The sequence below is a fragment of the Deefgea salmonis genome (genome assembly GCF_020531905.1).
GTDB lineage: Bacteria > Pseudomonadota > Gammaproteobacteria > Burkholderiales > Chitinibacteraceae > Deefgea > Deefgea salmonis.
Genome location: NZ_JAJAWG010000006.1, coordinates 98,705 through 113,509, shown reverse-complemented (window position 1 = coordinate 113,509; position 14,805 = coordinate 98,705). Strand labels below are relative to the sequence as shown.

General features: G+C 46.5%; 11 protein-coding genes. 2 read left to right on the top strand and 9 right to left on the bottom strand.

What is annotated here, in order from left to right; translation table 11 throughout:
* Positions 1–47: 47 nt before the first annotated feature.
* A complete protein-coding gene (gene topA, locus LG219_RS10635; protein WP_226764469.1) occupies positions 48–2,342 on the top strand; it encodes a type I DNA topoisomerase in 2,295 nt (764 codons plus the stop codon).
* A 177-nt stretch (positions 2,343–2,519) separates the two neighbouring features.
* The gene (locus LG219_RS10630) at positions 2,520–5,036 is read left to right on the top strand and encodes a sensor domain-containing phosphodiesterase (protein ID WP_226764468.1); all 2,517 of its coding nucleotides are present in this window, start codon (positions 2,520–2,522) and stop codon (positions 5,034–5,036) included.
* 81 nt (positions 5,037–5,117) lie between these two features.
* On the opposite strand, the gene LG219_RS10625 is transcribed toward LG219_RS10630, so the two are convergent.
* From LG219_RS10625 to LG219_RS10585, 9 genes are all read right to left on the bottom strand, one after another.
* Positions 5,118–5,846 (bottom strand): amino acid ABC transporter ATP-binding protein, encoded by a 729-nt coding sequence (locus tag LG219_RS10625; protein WP_226764467.1) that lies wholly within the window; start codon positions 5,844–5,846, stop codon positions 5,118–5,120.
* The gene (locus tag LG219_RS10620; RefSeq protein ID WP_226764466.1) at positions 5,843–6,508 is read right to left on the bottom strand and encodes an amino acid ABC transporter permease; all 666 of its coding nucleotides are present in this window, start codon (positions 6,506–6,508) and stop codon (positions 5,843–5,845) included. Before LG219_RS10620 ends, LG219_RS10625 begins: the two co-directional genes overlap by 4 nt.
* Complete coding sequence (locus LG219_RS10615; protein WP_226764465.1) at positions 6,509–7,255, bottom strand: amino acid ABC transporter permease; 747 nt, start codon at positions 7,253–7,255, stop codon at positions 6,509–6,511.
* Positions 7,256–7,322: 67 nt separating this feature from the next.
* Positions 7,323–8,222 carry a glutamate/aspartate ABC transporter substrate-binding protein gene (locus LG219_RS10610; protein WP_226764464.1) on the bottom strand — a complete coding sequence of 300 codons (900 nt, stop codon included), beginning with the start codon at positions 8,220–8,222 and terminating at the stop codon, positions 7,323–7,325.
* 308 nt (positions 8,223–8,530) lie between these two features.
* Positions 8,531–9,271, bottom strand: coding sequence for an amino acid ABC transporter ATP-binding protein (locus LG219_RS10605; protein ID WP_226764527.1), 741 nt, complete (start codon positions 9,269–9,271; stop codon positions 8,531–8,533).
* A 72-nt stretch (positions 9,272–9,343) separates the two neighbouring features.
* Positions 9,344–10,129 carry a 16S rRNA (adenine(1518)-N(6)/adenine(1519)-N(6))-dimethyltransferase RsmA gene (gene rsmA / locus LG219_RS10600; RefSeq protein WP_226764463.1) on the bottom strand — a complete coding sequence of 262 codons (786 nt, stop codon included), beginning with the start codon at positions 10,127–10,129 and terminating at the stop codon, positions 9,344–9,346.
* Between the two features lie 129 nt (positions 10,130–10,258).
* The gene (gene pdxA, locus LG219_RS10595; protein ID WP_226764462.1) at positions 10,259–11,278 is read right to left on the bottom strand and encodes a 4-hydroxythreonine-4-phosphate dehydrogenase PdxA; all 1,020 of its coding nucleotides are present in this window, start codon (positions 11,276–11,278) and stop codon (positions 10,259–10,261) included.
* Positions 11,278–12,567: a peptidylprolyl isomerase gene (locus tag LG219_RS10590; RefSeq protein ID WP_226764461.1), complete on the bottom strand. Its 1,290-nt coding sequence runs from the start codon at positions 12,565–12,567 to the stop codon at positions 11,278–11,280. Before LG219_RS10590 ends, pdxA begins: the two co-directional genes overlap by 1 nt.
* Before the next feature lie 15 nt (positions 12,568–12,582).
* Entirely contained in the window at positions 12,583–14,760 is a 2,178-nt protein-coding gene (locus LG219_RS10585) for an LPS-assembly protein LptD (RefSeq protein WP_226764460.1), read from the bottom strand.
* Positions 14,761–14,805: the final 45 nt, after the last annotated feature.

Below are 14,805 nucleotides of genomic sequence, written 5' to 3'. Positions count from 1 at the left end.
CTGCGCCACGCACTCCAGTTTTTGAATCTCTGCTGCCTTGGGGAACCATGCCGGCCAATCTCTTAATCGTTGAGTCGCCTTCGAAAGCGAAAACCCTACAAAAATATTTGGGCAAAGATTTCCAAATTCTTGCTTCTTATGGCCATGTGCGCGGATTAGTGCGTAAATCTGGCTCGGTAGATCCTGAAAAAGACTTCAAAATGAAGTATCAGATCATCGAAAAAAATAAAAAGCACGTTGATGCCATCTGTGATGCTGTTGAAGCTGCTGACCATATTTACCTCGCATCCGATCCGGATCGAGAAGGTGAAGCTATTTCTTGGCATATTATGGAAATTTTAAAAGCTAAGAAATTAATTAGCCCAGAAAAAACCTTTAAACGCGTTGTATTTCATGAGATTACTGAGTCTGCTGTTTTGCAGGCCGTCGCCAATCCACGCGATATTGACTTTAATTTAGTCAATGCACAGCAAGCACGCAGCGCATTAGATTATTTAGTCGGCTTTAATTTGTCGCCCTTGCTATGGCGAAAGGTGCGTACTGGTCTCTCAGCAGGCCGAGTGCAGAGTCCTGCTTTGCGCTTAATTTGCGAGCGCGAGATTGAAATCCGTGCGTTTAATGCCCAAGAATATTGGTCAATCCACCTTGATACCAAAAAAGGTCGCAGTAAAGTCGCTGCGAGACTCACCACGTGGCAAGGGAAAAAGCTCGATCAATTTGATATCCCGGATGAAGCGGCTCAAGCCACTATTTTGGCAGGTTTAGCCGATTTACCCGCTCAAGTGCATTCAGTTGAAAAGAAAAAGAAATCGCGCAGTCCTGCTGCGCCATTTACCACGTCAACCTTGCAGCAAGAAGCGGTGCGGAAATTAGGCTTTACCACCGATAGAGCGATGCGCACTGCGCAGCAACTCTATGAAGGGATTAATCTGGGCGGAGAAACCGTCGGTTTAATCACCTATATGCGTACCGATTCGGTGGCTTTATCGAACGATGCATTAGCTGAAATACGTGGCTATATTGGCGAGCATTTCGAAAAAGAATATTTACCGAAAGACGCGATTGCGTATAAAAACAAAGCCAAAAATGCGCAAGAAGCGCATGAAGCGGTACGCCCAACGTCGATTCATCGCACGCCTGAGTCGGTCAAAACTTTCTTGTCGCCGGAACAATTTAAGCTTTACCAAATGATTTGGAAGCGGACCTTAGCCTGCCAAATGACCTCGGCAAAGTTTGATACCGTTGCCGTTGATATTGCCGTAGGTAGTCCAGAAAATTTATTTCGCGCCACAGGACAGACTTTGGTATTTCCCGGCTTTATCGCGGTATACCAAGAAGATGCTGATGATGTCGACGATGATGAAGATGAAGCTCGCTTACCGGTGATGACTGAAGGAGATGTTTTACCGGTAGAAAAAATCTCTGGTGAGCAGCATTTTACCCAGCCACCGCCGCGCTTTACTGAAGCGAGTTTGGTCAAATCACTCGAAGAGTTTGGCATTGGCCGTCCTTCAACCTACGCCTCGATTATCTTTACCTTAAAAGATCGAGAGTATGTGATTTTAGATAAAAAGCGCTTCACACCAACCGACACCGGTGAAGTGGTGAATAAGTTTTTATCTGAGCATTTCACTCAGTATGTGGATTACAACTTTACCGCCAAATTGGAAGACAAGCTCGATGAAATCTCTAACGGCAGCCGTGAGTGGATTCCAGTTTTGGATGAGTTCTGGACCAAGTTCCATAAGCAAGTTGAAGAAAAACAAGCTTTAACGCGCGCGGAAGTCACGCATGAAGCAATGGATGAGGATTGCCCGAAATGTGGCAAACATAAGCTATCGATTCGCTTAGGTCGTCGTGGTCGCTTTATTAGCTGTAGCTCTTATCCTGAGTGTGATTACACACGTAATATTGGCGATGATCCCAATGCCGCTCCGGTTGAGCCCGAAGTGGTGCCTGATCGCACTTGTCCAAAGTGTGAATCACCCTTACTGATCAAATTGGGTCGTTATGGCAAGTTTATTGGCTGCTCAAATTACCCGAAATGCAAGCATATTGAGCCACTTGAAAAGCCAAAAGACACCGGTATTGAATGCCCAGAGTGTCATAAAGGCAGCTTGATTGAGCGCAAAAGCCGTTATGGCAAGCTGTTTTATTCTTGCAATACCTATCCAGATTGCAAATATGCAACATGGAATCCACCGGTGGCAGAGCCTTGTCCGCAGTGTAAATGGCCGATTATGACGATCAAAGTCACGAAACGCCGTGGTACCGAAAAAGTGTGTCCACAAAAAGAGTGTGGCTACAGTGAAGTACTGATCCCTCCGCCAGAAAAAGCGTAAAATCACACCACAACGGGAATCGATTCGGTTCCCGTTTTTAGTGTTTTTTTGATAAAGCTCATTCAATTGTTACTCAAGGCTTTTGTGCGGTCTGAAAATCTAGTCTCTATTGCAGCGTCGCTTGCGCCTCATGAGGCCCTAGGCCTTTACCAAACCTATTTTAACGCTTTTGACTGTGTGGTTAATTTATTGGCGGTTGCTGATGATCCTGACGCCATGGTTGAAGTCTTGCGCACGCTTGCAGAGGCTTCGCATAGCGGAATGACGGGGCTGTATCTGAATGAGGCCGATGGCAAAATTGCACGGCTGATTGCAGCATGGCGAGATGATGATTGCCACCTAGCACGTAATACCCCCCAGCCGTTTGTGACGCTAGAGTATGACCAGTATCCATTACTGGCCGATACCCTTGCCGTCGGTATGGTGCTCAATAAGTCATTGCTTGAGCTACCGCTCGCTGAGCAAATGCTATTGGCGCAAGTTGGGGTGCGCCAATTATTGTGTATTCCATTGCTAGACAATGGGCAGTTATTTGGATTTTTAACTTTTTTAAATGACGATGAAAGCCGGCAGCGCGATTCAACCGAGCTGCGTTTATTGTCGATGTTAAGCAATCATGTGGCACAGGCGCTGTTAAAAGCCAAAGTAGCCGCCGAGTCCATTGCGAATCAACAACGGTTACGCGCCTTAGTCGGTGCTACGCAAGATATGGTGTTTGAGCTGGAGCCCAATGGCGTGATTTGCCAAGTTTGGTCTGGTCATCCGAGCCTACCTGCGCCTGGCGATTTATTGGGGCGCGCATTAACGATTGCATTGCCTTTTGAGTTGGCCCGAGAATTAGTGCAACGCGTACCTAAATTATTGGCGGGGCTCGCTAGCATGCAATTTCATTGTGTGTTGCAAGATCAAGTCTGCCTTTTAGTGCGTTTGCAATGCGTTGCTGCGGGTAGTCGTCAGCATATTGTGGTGTTGATGCAGGACGTGACGGCGTTGATGCAAGACGCTGCGCGTAAAAAAACCACGCTAGACACCTTAAATCTACTGGAAGAGGCCATTATTGATCTGTCGCCGCAAGGTGTTCTAACTGAGGCAACGGCGGCTTGGACTAAGTTGCGTGGGGTCGATCCGCGTCATTTAAATCAGGACTTATCTCGGTCTATTTTGTCTTGGGTTTATCCGGATGATGCGACATTGGTGGCTGACGTTTTGGCACAATTGGCCAAATCAGCGGTACCCAATCATGTTCGTTTTCGGTTAATGCGTGAAGATGGAGAGTTTGTATGGGTCGAAGCGCGTTTGATCGCGCATTTTGGACCGGATCAAAAAATTACTGGATTGCGCGGCGTATTGCGTGATGTAACGGTGGCCCATTTAAATGAGCAGCATATTACGCAATTGGCACTTTACGATGGATTAACCAGTTTACCTAATCGCCTTTTGCTCGATGATGAATTGCATCGCGCCATTGATCAGGCTCGAATAAATCAGTGTAAAGTCGGTTTAGGCTTTATCGATTTAGATCATTTTAAACAAATTAATGATGCATTTGGACATCAAACTGGCGATGAGTTACTGATTAGCTTATCGAAGCGCCTTAAAGCGGTATTGCCCGAAGATGCCATTTTGGCGCGCTGGGGCGGCGATGAATTTATTGCGTTAATTCCAAATTTAAAAGACAGCAAACAATTAAAAATTATTGCTGAGTCACTTCGATTAGCAGCCAGAGAAAGCATCAGTATTAATGGTATGGAAACGCAGCCGACGATTTCAGTGGGCTTTGCGATTTATCCAGACAATGCCGAAAGTGGTGAAGAATTATTATCTGCCGCAGATCATACGATGTATCACGCCAAGCATGCAGGAAGAAATAACGCCTGTTTTTATGGTGATATCGTTCATTTAAAAGCGCTGGGTCGTGAACATGTTGCGATTCAATCTCGATTGTCGAGTGCGATTCAGCAGGGCGGTTTGCAAGTGTTTTATCAGCCCGTGGTGAATGCTAAAACCGGCGAAGTGGTATCGGTTGAAGCGTTGGCGCGTTGGCTAGATGATAAAAGTGGCTGGATTAGCCCTGAATTATTTATTCCAATGGCAGAAAAAGTCGGTTTAATTCAAGAATTATCAGAGCAGATTATGCTGATCGCATTTGCTAAGTTGCGCGATTGGCGCGATGCTGGTTTGGCGCAAAAAATGATGATTAATATTTCACGTAGTCAATTGTTTTTACCTAGTTTTGTGACGCAATTGGTTGAGCGTTTATCCAGTTTTCGTTTGCGGCCATCGGATATTATTTTAGAAATCACCGAAAGTATTGCATTGACTGATTATTCTCGGCAAATGCGTCATTTACGGCAATTGCGTTTGGCGGGTTTTGAAATTGCGATTGATGATTTTGGTACTGGGTACTCTTCATTGTCGCAATTGCATGAAATGCCGGCGCAGATGCTAAAAGTGGATGTGTCATTTGCGCAGCGTTTACATACAGAAGATGGCAGAAGAGTCATGCATGCGATTGCACAAATGGCGCAAGGATTGCAATTGGAGCTGGTCATTGAGGGGGTTGAAAGCTTAGAAACCGCCCGATTCTTGCAAGGGCTAGGCGTGAATTATATGCAAGGATTTTACTTTAGCGAGCCTGTGCCAGCGGGCGTTGCCGAGCTTTGGATGCGCTTGGGTTTGCAAGCCAAGATGTAAAAAATGGCGTAATGCAAAAGGGCTGCAAGGTATACGCTTGCAGCCCTTTTTTATTAAGGCCTATCGGCTAATACATCGATTTTAGTTATGTAGAATTTTTGACAAGAAGTGTTGTGCGCGCTCGCCACGTGGGCTGCCAAAAAATTCAACGGCACTGCAATCTTCTTCGATATGCCCTTTGTCCATAAAAATCACCCGATTGGCGACTCGGCGCGCAAAACCCATTTCATGGGTTACACACATCATGGTCATTCCTTCTTGCGCCAGTTCGGTCATGACGTCGAGCACTTCATTGACCATTTCTGGGTCTAAGGCACTGGTCGGCTCATCAAACAGCATGGCAATCGGGTTCATTGCCAAGGCGCGAGCGATCGCAACACGTTGCTGCTGGCCACCCGAGAGCTGGCCAGGGAACTTAGCCGCTTGCACCTTAAGGCCAACGCGATCGAGTAGCTTGAGGCCTGTGTCGCGCGCTTCATCGGCGCTACGGCCTAAAACGCGCTGTTGAGCGAGCATTAAGTTTTCAGTGATCGAGAGGTGTGGAAACAGCTCAAAGTTTTGAAACACCATCCCAATTCGCGAGCGCAATAAAGGCAAGTCGGTTTGTGGATCGCCCACTGAGATACCATCAACAATAATTCGGCCTTCTTGGAAAGGCTCAAGTGCATTCACGCACTTAATTAAAGTTGATTTTCCCGAGCCCGATGGTCCGCACACGACAACCACTTCGCCTTTGCTAATATCTGCAGTGCAATCGGTCAGGACTTGGAAATCACCGTACCATTTATTAATGTGTTCAATCGAAATCATACGGTTGTCCTCTTTTTGAGGTACGTCACATAACTAGACGCACCAAAGCTAATAATAAAATAAATTAAACCCGCAAATAATAAAAACTCATGCGGTTGGCCAACAATATCACCACGTGAACGTGCGGTATTTAAAAAGTCCATTAAGCCAACTGCATAAACCAAAGAGGTGTCTTGGAATAAAATGATGGATTGCTGCATTAATAGCGGCATCATTTTTCTAAACGCTTGCGGCAGAACAATCAATTGCATAGCTTGGCGGTAATTAAGACCCAATGCATAAGCAGCATTGATTTGGCCTTTCGAAATCGATTGAATCCCTGCTCGAACGATTTCGCAAAAATAAGCCGCTTCAAATAGCATAAATGCAATTAAACACGAAGTGAGCGCACCAACGGGGCGATTCGTTCCGGTGACCCAGCCAATAATAAAGGGCACCATAAAATAAAACCAAGTGATGACCAAAAGTAATGGAATAGAGCGGAAGTAATTAACATAAAATCCGGCAATCATCGCCAAGAATTTATGATTAGACAGACGTGCTAAAGCCAGTAAAGTCCCAATGATGACGCCACCAATAATGGAGAGCACCGTGAGTTTGAGTGTTAACCACAATCCATCCATCATACTGGGCAGTGCGGGTAAGATATTGGAGAAATCCATTTATTTTCCTCCTAAAGCAATCAAGCCAGGCACTTGCACTCGTTTTTCTAATTTACGCATCAGCAGCATGAGACTCATATTGAGTGTGAAATAAATTAAAGTCGCCAGTGTAAATGCTTCAAATAAATTAGCGGTAAATTCAGCAGTTTGTTTGGTTTGAGCTAATAATTCCATGAGCCCGATTAAGGACGCAACCGATGAGTTTTTAAATACATTCAAAAATTCACTGGTGATCGGTGGAATGATGATGCGGAAAGCTTGTGGCAATAAAACATCTTTATACAGTTGTGGCAAACGTAAACCGAGCGCTAAAGCCGCATTCATTTGTCCCTTAGGAAGTGCCTCAATGCCCGTGCGAATTTGTTCGGCAACTCGAGCCGCGGTAAATAAGCCTAGACAAATCACTGTACTAATAAATGCGCTGGTCGCTGGATTAATATCTTGTTTAAACCAAATCTCTAAATTTTCAGGCAGGTAATCAGGCACCATAAAGTACCAAATAAATAATTGAATTAAGAGTGGTATATTTCTAAATAAAGCTACATAGCCAGCGGCTAAATTGGCAATGATTTTATTCGGTAACGTACGGGCAACACCAACGATTGTGCCAATCAATAAAGCAATAATCCAGCTGGTCAGGGCCAGTGCAATCGTCCAGCCTAAACCGGTAATGAACCAGTCTAAATAAATTTCACTGCCGATACCGGTGGGTTTAAAAAACACACCCCAGTCCCAATGATAATTCATCGTAATTTTCTCCAATGGTAAAAAAGCCGAGTAGTGATGCTACTCGGCTTGCTGAGTATGCGGTGAATTACATTTGTTCGGCTGATTTGTCTGTTGGCTTAGCAATTAATTCTTTAAAATCATCAGACATTGGGAAATTGAGATTTAAGCCTTTTGGCGGAACTGGACTTTCAAACCAGCGTTTGTAAATGGTATTGATTTCACCTGATTTGTAAGTGCTGGCAATTGCGCTATCGACGATTTTTTTAAATTGTGGATCATCTTTACGCAATAAACAGCCATAGATTTCATATGATTGTGGCTTGCCAACGATTTCCCATTCGCTTGGTTTTTTTGCTTTTGCCATTTCGCCGGCCAATAAAGCATCGTCCATCATAAAGGCAACGGCACGATTTGATTCAAGCATCAAGAATGATTCGCCATGATCTTTGGCGCTAATGATATTCATATTCATTTTTTTGTCTTCGTTCATTTTCTTCAAAATGCGTTCAGACGTCGTGCCAGCAGTGGTCACGACATTTTTACCGGCTAGATCAGGAAAATCTTTGATTGCGCTGCCTTTTTTAGTGAGTAGACGCGTGCCGATTTCAAAAATGCCCAATGAGAATGCCGCTTGTTTTTGGCGTTCAATATTATTGGTCGTTGAGCCACATTCAACGTCAACCGTACCGTTTTGCACCAATGGAATGCGTGTTTGTGAAGTCACCAAGTTATAACGAACTTGTAAGTTCGGCATTTTGAGTTCTTTTTTTACCGCTTCAACAATTTTGTTCGAAATATCAACCGAATAGCCAATCGGTTTGGCGTCATTGGCAAGGTAGGAGAAGGGGATCGAAGAGTCACGATGACCGAGTACAATGACACCGCTTTCTTTTACTTTTTTTAAGGTGCCGCTGAGTTCTTCTGCGCCAACGTGTGCGGTGGTGAGTAGAGACATTGCAATGGCCAGAGGAAGTAATACTTTCATGTCGTGCTCCAAGATGTGAGGGTTTTGATTTTTAAGTTTTTTTTCAGTATATGTAGAACTGAATGAAGCAACATCTAGGGATGTTCCTTACGGGAATACGATAGTGCTAAGTCAATTGTTTGTGTGCATAGCCGTTATATACACTGAATTGTTGTTTAGCTAGAAAGACTGTAATGCGGTGGATTGTATGCTGATGGTGGGGTATTGTTTGTAACGGTATTTTAACCAATTGCTACCGCGATATACCCCATAAAAATGGCTGCCATTAGGCAGCCATTTTATTTTGGATAAGCGTATTTTTCGCGTAATTATTGGTCCATGGGACTTAGAATTTGACGTAAGAATTGTTTGGCGCGATCGGTTTGTGGGCTGGTAAAAAAGCTTTCTGGCATGGTGTCTTCAACGATTTCACCATGATCGAGGAAGATCACTCGATCCGCGACTTCGCGCGCAAAGCCCATTTCGTGGGTGACCACCATCATGGTCATGCCAGATTCGGCCAGTTGCTTCATCACCGCAAGCACTTCGCCAATCATTTCAGGGTCCAGTGCGCTGGTCGGCTCATCAAACAGCATGACGCGTGGGTTCATTGCCAAACCGCGGGCAATGGCAACACGCTGCTGTTGGCCGCCCGATAGATTGCTTGGATAAGCATCTTTTTTGTTTAATAGCCCAACACGTTCAAGTAATTCCAAAGCTTGCTGCTTAGCTTGTGCCGCAGGCACTTTTTTGACATTAATCGGCGCTAAGGTGATGTTTTCTAGCACCGATAAATGCGGATAAAGGTTGAAGTGCTGAAAGACGAAACCGACTTCTTCACGCAATTTATTGATATCGGTTTTGGTGCTATTGGCTTGAATGCCATCAACCCAAATTTCACCATCATTAATCGCTTCAAGTTGGTTAATGGTCCGAATGAGGGTGGATTTCCCTGAGCCAGACGGGCCACAGACCACGACCACCTCACCTTGTTTTACTTCAAGGTTGAGGTTTTTTAAGACATGGTGGTCACGACCATACCATTTGTTAACATTATTAAAGCGAATCATGGTCACATTATCGTTCATGGGTGAACCTGTTATTTTGTAAGGGTATTCAGGGTTAGCCTAGCGGGGAAAACCCTAGTTGGCTAAGGCATTACTCAGTGCCACATATTGGGCCACGCTGACATTCTCTGGGCGGCAGCTCGGGTCAATGCCCAAGTCAGCCAGCACTTGGTCGTTGGCGATGCCTTTTAAATTATTACGCAGTGTTTTGCGGCGTTGCGAAAATGAAGCTAACACCAATTTACGCAGGTGATCTTCGTTTTTAGCCGGATAAGGTAGCACGTCATAAGGCACCATTCGCACCACGGCCGAATCGACTTTTGGCGGTGGATCGAATGATTCTGGCGGCACATCAATAATATGATCCATCAGATAGCGATATTGCAGCATGATCGATAGTCGGCCGTAATCGGTGGTGCTCGGTGCCGCAACCATGCGTTCAACGACTTCTTTTTGCAGCATAAAGTGCATGTCGTAAATGACATCGCTAAAGGTGGCGAGATGAAACAGCAGCGGGGTCGAAATATTGTAAGGCAGGTTGCCGACTAATTTAATCCGTTTGCCTGGGGCGATTTGGCGGGCGAGCGCGCCAAAATCAAAATTGAGTGCGTCGGCATTGTGAATCACCAAACGCTCTGGCGGATAAATGCTGGATAAATGGCTGACAATGTCACGGTCGATCTCGACCACATTCAGTTGTGGAACGCGAGCCAGCAGCGGGGCGGTGAGCGCCGCAAGGCCGGGGCCAATTTCGACGACGACGTCGTCCGCTTGTGGGTCGACAGCATTAATGATGCCAGCAATGACGCCTTGGTCTTGCAAAAAGTTTTGTCCAAAGCGTTTACGGGGAATATGAGCCATTTGAATCCTTGCCCCCAACGGGGACATACAAAAATAAAAAGCGAGATGTCTCGCTATTGTAAAGCAGTCGCATCATGTGGTTTTTCCGTTGATCGATTGAGCCGCACCGAATCACACAGAAATGAGCAATCACATCGTGCGCTGAAGTCGTTCCGTGTGTGCCGCCAATGTCGCTGCCAGTTCAGTCGCAGCAATCAAGCTGCCGACATCGGCCAGCCCTTTGCCGGCTAAATCGAGCGCGGTGCCGTGATCGACCGAGGTTCGAATAATCGGTAAGCCCAGCGTGACATTAATGCCAGCACCAAAGGTGGCAAATTTTAAGACTGGCAGCCCCTGATCATGATACATCGCTAAAACAGCGTCGCCTTGTGCCAAAATCGGTGGATTAAATAAAGTATCAGCAGGCAGCGGTCCGATTAAGTGCATGCCTTCGGCGCGTAATTGCTCGAGCACCGGCATGATGACATCAATCTCTTCGCGGCCCATATGGCCACTTTCACCAGCGTGTGGGTTGAGCCCCGCGACGATGATTTTGGGTTGAGCTAGGCCAAAATGCTGCTGTAAATCATGCTGCAAAATACGTAAGGTGTTGCGTAATGATTCGCTGGTAATCGCACTGGCGACGTCTTTAAGCGGCAAGTGCGTGGTTGCCAATGCGACCCGCATCATTTTTGCTTCTGCGCCGTATTCTCCGGCCAACATCATAACCACTTGTGGGGTATGGGTCTTTTCGGCAAGGTACTCGGTATGTCCAGAGAAATACCCCCCCAGCTTGGCATCGTTGATCACCCCTTTATGTAGCGGTGCGGTGACCATTGCGGCGAACTCGCCTTGCACGCAGCCCGCGATGGCGCGATCAAGTAGCGCCAAAACATAGGCTGAATTTTTGGGATCAAGTTGCCCAGCAATGCTGTTGACGACTAAGGGGATATGCAAGACCGAAACCGGGGCGTTGTGCTCGGCTTGGTAATCAGGCCAAGCGGCCACTATGGCGGGGTCGATCCCAACGCAAGCGGCGCGCTCAAGCAGCAATTGGCGATCAGCCAATAAAACAATCGGTGTGGGTATATTGCTCTGCGCTAATTGTATTGCGAGCTCAGGACCAATACCTGCGGGTTCTCCGGTGGTGATCGCCAATGGTTTTTGCATTACTCGTCCTTGAGGCGCAATTGAACGTGGGCGCGATCGCGCAATTGACGTAGCCAATCATCGTATTGCTCTTCAGCTTTACGCTGTTTTAATTCATTGCGTAATTTGAAGCGGGCGCGCTCTAAAGTCACGTCTTGCTTGCGGCGTTCATCGACGCGAATCAAATGAAAGCCAAATGGTGTTTGTATTGGTTGGCTCACTTCACCAAGTTTGAGTGCGTTCATGGCGTTTTCAAACTCTGGGACGGTTTCACCTGGATTTAGCCAGCCTAAGTCGCCGCCCTTGGGCGCGCTGGCGTCATCAGAAAACGCTTTAGCGAGATCTTCAAATTTTTCGCCATGCTCAATCCGGCCACGGATTTGACGTAACTTTTGTTGTGCATCGGTAGTCGAGGTGATTTCATTGCTGCGGATTAAAATATGCCGAACATGGCTTTGATCAACCACGACTTGTTCTTGCTGGCTACGTTTGTCGAGTAGCTTGAATAAATGAAATCCCGCAGGGCTACGCACAATATCCGTAATCCCACCGGGATTGAGTTGGTCGAGTAAGCTGGTAAAAGCCGGCGGTAAAGAGCCGGCAGGACGCCAACCGAGTGCGCCGCCGCTATTGGCGTTTTGATCGGCAGAATAGCTGGCGGCAACGCTGGCAAATGCAGCGCCGGTTTCCAGCTCTTTTTTGGCCGCTTGAATGCGTAAACGGCGCGCTTGAATTTGATCTGGCGCGGCGTTTTCTGGCAATGGAATAAAGATCTGGGCCAAGTTGTATTCCATTTGCTCTTTATTGGCGGCCAATTTGAGGTAATCGTCAATTTCTGACTCGGTCACCACCACTTTGCTATCAATTTCACGATCTTTTAAGCGCGCCAGTAGCATTTCTTGGCGAATCTGATCGCGAAAGCCGCGCCATGACATGCCGGTTTCTTCGAGTTTTTTGCGAAATACCGGCAAGCTCATCTGATTTTGTCCTGCGATTCGGTTGATGGCCATCTCTAACTGATTGTCATCTACTCGGATGCCGAGCTGTTGGGCGTATTGGGTTTGTAGCTGATCCAAAATCATCCGTTCGAGTACTTGTTCTTGCAGTACTTGCTCCGGTGGTAATTGAACTTTTTGTTGCTCTAGATTTTTGCGAATCGAGTTGATTTTTTGATTGAGTTCAACTTGGGTAATCGCATTGCGATTCACAATCGCAATCACCCGATCGGCAGTAATAATTTCGGCCATTGCCGCACTACTAAAGAGCGCTAAAGTTAGCGTTGCGGTACGCAGCAAAGTCATAGTCTTCATACGGTTGTACAGCCTTTAACGAAGTTTTGGAGAGCGATAAGTGTCGGCGTAACCAGGAATCGATTGCTTTAATAAGCTAATTGGATTCATTCCTAAACCAGCCAAACCGCCTAATTCTAAGATTGCAAAGTAATTGGTTTTGTACGTGCTATTGGTGGTGACATAGCTTTGCGCAGCAAAACGCAGCGCCCAACAGCCGGCATTATATTCAACGCCAGCAATCGTCTCTAGTGCTTTGCGATCATTCAGTGAATAGTTGTAGCGGCCCACGGCATACCAGCCATTGCCCAGCGGCCACTGCCCAGAGATATCCGCTTGCTCAATGTCGGATGATTTGTTGTGCACATAGCGTAAGTTGAGGGTCTTATATTCGCTCGGCGTCCAGCTGACGTTCAGCTCCGAATTGACAGTGCTTTTGTTGTGTAGGTCTTGCTGTAATAAGTAGTTCACATTGACATTGTTGGGTAACTGACTGCCCATCATCAAAAATAGATTTGAGCTTTTTTGCTCATCGGTATTATCTGGGCCAGACAATGTCACGCGCGGTGAGGTGAAATAAAACTGTTGGCCGACACCGGCGTAAAAGCGTTCAATCCCAGTGGCATCGTCAAAAATACGACTACTAATGGCCAAAGTCAGATTGTTGGCATCATTAATTCTATCGTTTCCGGTAAATTTATTTTCACTAAACAGCTGCGACCATGACAGGGCGGCAACGGCCGAGTCGTAATTGGGAACATCGCTTTGTGATTTATACGGGGCATACACATAAAAAGCGCGTGGCTCTAAGGTTTGCACAATGTCTGAGCCAAATAAACTGCCTTCGCGCTCGAAAAACAGCCCAGTATCAATACTGGCAATCGGCACGACAAACGATTGATTGCCCATATCTTGGCCTGTTGCGCTTTCGGTGCGATAGGTATTAGCGTGTACGCTGAGGCGAGGGGTAATAAAACCGTAGCTATTACTCATTGGCAGGCTAATGCTAGGGTTAATCCAAGCGCGATCGCCCTGTACCAAGGATTGATTCACAAAGCGGGTAACTTCACCACTGATTTTGGTTTCTAAACCGTAACCAATTTGCGGGCTGGCGGTAAAATACCACTGCGGCATGCGCCAGTATGGATCTGCAACTGGGTTGGTTTCGGTTTGTAGTGTTTGATAGCGTTGAACGCGTAAATACGTGGACCAAAAATCGCCGTTGTAATTGAGTAATGCTTCTTGCGGTAAATTGACTTGCGAGGCACCTGCTAGCGTGTCAGAAAAATCAATAAAGTAATCCGAATCAGATACTTTTTGATAATTAATACTGAGTGACAAGCGATCGCTGAGCAGTTGATTGTGCTGGAAGTAAACGCCATAACGCTGGGTGTCAGTCGATTTGTCGTTAATTCCCGCCGCACGAATGGTGCCGGCGTATTCAGGCTGCAAGTAGCGAAATTCACCACCGAGCATGACGCCACGCTGACCAAAATAGCTGGGCGTAATCGTCGCATCGTAATTGGGTGCCAGATTAAAGTAATACGGTTGGCTGTATTGCAAGCCATTGGTATTACTGTAGCCTAAGGTCGGTAGCAGCAGGCCACTTTTGCGGTCGCCATTGAGTGGGAAATCAACAAAAGGGTAGTAAAAAAACGGCACGCCTTTAAATTCGGCCCAGCCATGCCAAGCTTGGCCATAATTGCTGGTGTAATCGAGATCAATCTCGTTGGCGTGCAAATACCAATCGTCTTGTCCATCGCGGCAAGTGGTCATCCGACCTTTTTGGATGATGTATTTGTCTTTGCCGCCAAATAAAACTTTAACGCCATCACCACGTACTTGGCCTTCGGCCATGTGGTAAATCGGATTGTCCATTTCGCCCAAGCGGGTTTGTACCGTCATATTCAGTGAGTCACCCTCCAGCGTATCGCCTTGTTGGGTGACTTTGACCTTATCGCCGGCATGCACTTGATCGGCCTCGAGTTCGTACTTTACCCAATCGGCGTTAATGACCATGCCGTCGCGATTGACGATGACATTGCCGCGCGCTTCCGAGTATTGCCCTTCTTGGACACTGGCTTGATCCGCTTCGATAAATAAGGGCGGCTCGGCCGCAGGGCTGGATGCAGCGGCATGGCCCAGTACCGGTAAAATGGCCAGTGAGAACGCTACGATCTTGATGGTATAGGGAGGAGAATTACGCACCCGCATGTGGTTGTCGTCATTACTTTGATAGAATTGGTGGATTCTAGCAGT